This is a genomic window from Frankia sp. CeRuru1, assembly GCF_977966315.1.
On record NZ_CDWWEW010000408.1, the window covers coordinates 1 to 4,354 of the forward strand.

General features: G+C 72.2%; 5 protein-coding genes. All 5 read right to left on the reverse strand.

Annotated features, from left to right (window positions below):
• Positions 1–13 precede the first annotated feature (13 nt).
• Positions 14–517 (reverse strand): lasso peptide biosynthesis B2 protein, encoded by a 504-nt coding sequence (locus tag AC08OP_RS21425; protein ID WP_476615823.1) that lies wholly within the window; start codon positions 515–517, stop codon positions 14–16.
• Entirely contained in the window at positions 514–837 is a 324-nt protein-coding gene (locus AC08OP_RS21430) for a lasso peptide biosynthesis PqqD family chaperone (RefSeq protein ID WP_476615824.1), read from the reverse strand. The genes AC08OP_RS21425 and AC08OP_RS21430 overlap by 4 nt, the downstream gene beginning before the upstream one ends.
• Positions 818–2,677 (reverse strand): asparagine synthase-related protein, encoded by a 1,860-nt coding sequence (locus AC08OP_RS21435; RefSeq protein WP_476615825.1) that lies wholly within the window; start codon positions 2,675–2,677, stop codon positions 818–820. Before AC08OP_RS21435 ends, AC08OP_RS21430 begins: the two co-directional genes overlap by 20 nt.
• Positions 2,678–2,813: 136 nt before the next feature.
• On the reverse strand, positions 2,814–2,927 hold the full coding sequence (locus AC08OP_RS21440; RefSeq protein WP_476615826.1) for a keywimysin-related RiPP: 114 nt from the start codon (positions 2,925–2,927) through the stop codon (positions 2,814–2,816).
• Positions 2,928–3,095: 168 nt separating this feature from the next.
• Positions 3,096–4,354, reverse strand: a 1,259-nt coding sequence (locus AC08OP_RS21445) for a serine/threonine protein kinase (RefSeq protein ID WP_476615827.1), incomplete at its 5' end; no start/stop codon positions are given.

The window sequence follows — 4,354 nt, forward strand, 5'->3', positions numbered from 1 at the left end:
CTCACCGCCCCGCTCACTGGGGCGCTCCGGCGGTGTCGGCCGGCTGCTGTCCGAGACCTGCGTCCGGCCGTCCCACCCGCCGCCGTGGGCTGTGGCCGGCGGGCTCCACGCTCAGCAGGCGGCGGTGATAGCCCTCCGGGTGGGGCTCGTCGACGTCACGGCCCTCGGCGACGACCCAGGCATGCGCGCCGAACGGCGGCACCACCCGCACGCCGACGCACCAGGTGGGAACGCTGCCGCCGAGCCGGCACAGCAGCGTCGTGGCGATGGACCGCGGCAGGCACCCCTCTGGGCCGGTGCACGCCCAGCTCGTCCTGGTCACGACCGTCCGGGCGCGGCTGGCCTCGGCGTAGGTCGCCGGGCGGGCACCCCGGCCGACCAGCCGCAGCGCCCGTTGGATGCGCCGCGGTGGCTGCCGGGCCAGCAGGCGGGCGACCAGCACGGCCGCGTCTGCCCTCGACCGTTCCCGCCGGGAGAACGAATGTCGCTCGACGCCGATTATCTGCGGGATGCTCATGGCTGCCCCGGCGCTTGTTCCGAACGCGCCGCTCCGCCGTGGGCCCGCGGGCTGCCCTCGACGACGGCCGGAATGAGCAACCCCGTCCTGACCAGCTCGTCGATGACGCCGCGCGCGTCCTGCTCGGCCACCTCCACATCAATGGAGAAGTCGCGCACCAGGGCCGCGGCGGCGTCGTCCACCGTCCCGGGCCGCAGCACCGAGCGCAGGACGACCGCGCCGGAGGGGTTGAGATTCCAGTATTCGCCCTTCGTCTCGTCCAGGAGGACGACGCCGTAGTCCGTATCGACCGTCGAGATGTCAGCTGCCAATGAATACATTCGAGTCCTCACTACGGTTGCGGAGCCATACTTCACAGCCGATCGTCGGCTCGAGCCGGCGGTGGGGGGTCTGGATGTCGATGGGGCCGCGGACGGCCGCGGCCAGAACGTCCACGTCGATCAGTCCCAACTGAGCCAGCCGGGAATCCTCCAGCAGGCCAGTTATCTGGTCGCGGTGCCGCCGGCTGCCGATGACGGCGGCTGCCGCGGTGTCGGATTTCGTTACGCGCCGCAGCGTGGCGTCGGGGACGACGCCGCGCATCGCGTCGACCAGGAGCGGCTTGTACCGCGCGGGCTCGTACCGGCCGGCCGCCTGAACCGCCAGGGCCGCGTCGACGACCTGGTCGTCCAGGAACGGCGCCGAGATCAGGACGCCCTCCTGGGCGGCGATCCGCTGGAATCCCCGCGCCACCTGAGCACCCGCATGGATGACCGTAAGGTTGTGATGCGTTCCGCGGTCCGCGGCCAGCCGGGGATCCGTCCCGGCGGCGTGGCGCATTTCCTCCCGGACCGCGTCCATCGCGTCGTCGGTGACCCACGCCGGGAGCACCGGCGGGGTTCCCCAGCCGACCGGCGGCCGTTTTTCGGGGCCCGGGCGCCCCACCGCGTCCGCGGCCGATCGCAGCCACCCGGCGTACGTCCGGCCGTGGGCCAGATAGCCGCGGGCCAGCTGCGGGACGACGGTGGCCAGGGACGACCGGTTCCAGGCGGCCGCGGACCGCAGATGTCGCCACCCCACGGACGGGGATGTGCGAAGCATGGCGGCCAAGAGCTGGGGGCCCGGGGCGCACAGCTCGTCGCCGCCGAGTCCCATCAGGTGCAGCTGCGGGGAATGGCGCTCGCCGCGCCGGAGGATGTGCCGGAAGCGACGGTGGTTGTGCAGGTAGAGGAACGGCTCGTCGAACTCGTCGAACTTGTCGCCGGCGGCGAGCATCCCGTCGTAGACCAGCGGGCACTCCGACGCCGGGATGACGTCGTGCTCGATCCGGTGGCCGGCCCGGCGTAGCGCCGCTACCGTGCGACCGGCCCAGGCGACGTCGTCGTCCATCGGGTCGGGCTGCGCCGCGGTCAGCGCGACGATCTCGGCCTTCTCCCGGGCCGCGAGCGAGCACAGCGAGCTGGAGTCCAGCCCGCTCAGATGGGAGACGATCTTCGCCCCCGGGGTGACCCTGGCCTGGACGGCCTCGGTGAGGGCGTCCCGCAGCGCCGTTGCTCCCTCGTTGGCGGCAAGCTCGGGCGGCGGGGGATCCCACCAGCGGATCTGCCTGCGTTCGCCGCTTGGGGCCAGCAGCAGGTAGTGCCCCGGTCGGGTGGCCTCGACGGTCCTGAACACCGGATCCCAGCCCAGCGGCCACGGCACGCCGGGGAAGAGTAGCCGCACCGCGATCCGGGCCGGCTCGACGGCCGCGCCCGACAGGCCCGCGAGGACGGTCGCGTGGTCACCGGCGATCGCGACGCCGTCGACCGTGCCGGAGTAGACCCGGCGCAGGCCGGACGCGGTGCCCTGCACCCGGGTCGTGCCTCCTACCGATGCGACCAGGTGGACGCTTCCGCGGATCCGGGGGTACAGGCGGTCGAGGTCGCCTACGCTCGTCACGTTCTCGGCGAAGGCGTTCAACGGCTCCCGCGCCATCGTGTGATCGCCCACGACGGCGATGACCGTGTCGCGGGCCCGACCGACCGTCACCCGCCACGGAGCCCAGCGGCCCACCAGCCAGGGCCGCCCCGAGGGGTGCGCGATCGTGACGACACCGGGGAGCGCTGTCCGCAGCGTGTCGGCGACCGCCGTCACGCGTCCGCTGTCGGGCAGGGCGACGAACCAGGGACCGGTCGGTAGCAAGGGGATCGGCTCCTCACCGGAATTCCTCACCGGAATACGGATGACGGGGGCAACGGGTTACCGGCGTAGTTGCGTCGGCGGGCGGCGCCGGGGGCCGCCCGCCGCGATCAGCACCGGGGAGCGGTCGATCGGAGGCTCAGGGGCCCCATCCCCAGGCGTCGATCCACTCCCAGTGGTAACCACCGCTGCCGGTGGTCCTGAGCCTGAACAGGCCGACACGTGTCAGCGTGGGACGCTCGTACGAACGCACGGAATTCACCTCCTCCCGTCACCTTGAACGGCAGATAACGTGCCGACAGCCGGAGGTCACACCTGAATGAAACGATCCGATGTCGACCTGGCCAAACCTAGGCCGGACCCGGATGCCTGTGACCCTGCCGGGTGACAGGGTCACCGCCGGTGAAGCGTGTCGTACGATCTAACTCGACGCAGCCGGTCTGCGGTCGGTAAAAAGCGAGAGATAATGCTGCACCCGCTCGACGTAACCTCGCACCTGCGGTCCTCGGGCCCCGTTGGCGCGAACATACTTGACACTGGTGTGATACGCGGCGGCGAGCAGCAGCGCCCGGTCGCCGGAAATGTCACCGAGGCGCTGGTTGGCGTATTCGAGCTGATTGGCGACGGCGAAGATGGCGTCGGCGGGGTCCCAGTAGGACGCCCGGCCGTTGTTGTCCGCGTCGACCGCGAACCCCGTGAACACCCGTGGTGTCCATCCGGCGATGCCGTACTCGCCCTGGCCCCCCGCGGCTGCCGGGTGGGAGGCACGGGGGTGGAAGCCGCTCTGCGTCGCGAGGATCGCCGCGATCAGTGCGGGCGTGACCACCTCGTCCGGGCAGGCGTGCGCGGCCCGGGTGATCAGCGGACGGTAGGCGGCGGGTATCGGCGCGCCGGGCCGCAGCTCGCCACCCGGCTGGAACGAGAACGGCTGGGGGACCGACCCCGCGGCGAGCATCAGGACGGCCAGCAGGCCCACCGCGATCAGGATGCGCCGCGCCGCCGCCGTTCGTTGCGCCGCCGTTCGCTGTACCGCGTTCGTTTGTTGTGCCGGAGGCGCGACCGGGCTGTCCGGTCCCGACCGGGGCACGCGCAGGTCGCGTGTCGAGGTCGTGATCGCGTCACCGTCGCGCTGGAGGGCGCGGGCGCGGCGAAGGACGGTGCCGATCGGGTGTGCGGCGCGGGCCTGATGGGTCGGAGCCAGACAGTCGCGGATCACTTCCCGCCAGCCGTCGGGCAGCGTCTCCGCCAGTCGCAGGGGTGTGCGACCCGCCGCATAGGTGAGGGCGGCCTCGGAGCGGGACCGGCTGGTCTGCCCGGGGAAGGGGTGGGTGCCGGTCAGCAGTTGGTGGGCGAGCACGCCGAAGGCCCACACATCCCGGGTCATGCGGATCGGGACCCCGGCCTCGGTGATGCGCTCGCTCCACCATTCCGGCGGGGTGTGGTCGGGCGAGGCCAGGCGCGGCGCGCGGCCGTGCGTACCGTCGATCTCGACCGCCAAACCGAAGTCCGCCAGCCGGGCCGAACCATCCGGCATGATGAGCACGTTGCTGGGTTTAAGGTCGCCGTGGACCCAGCTGTTCGCGTGCATGTGGGCCAGGCCCTCGCACACCTCGACGAGGATGCGGACCCGGTCCGCCAGCGGGGGGCCCGACGACGCGTCGGGTGTCGTGGGGCAGAGGG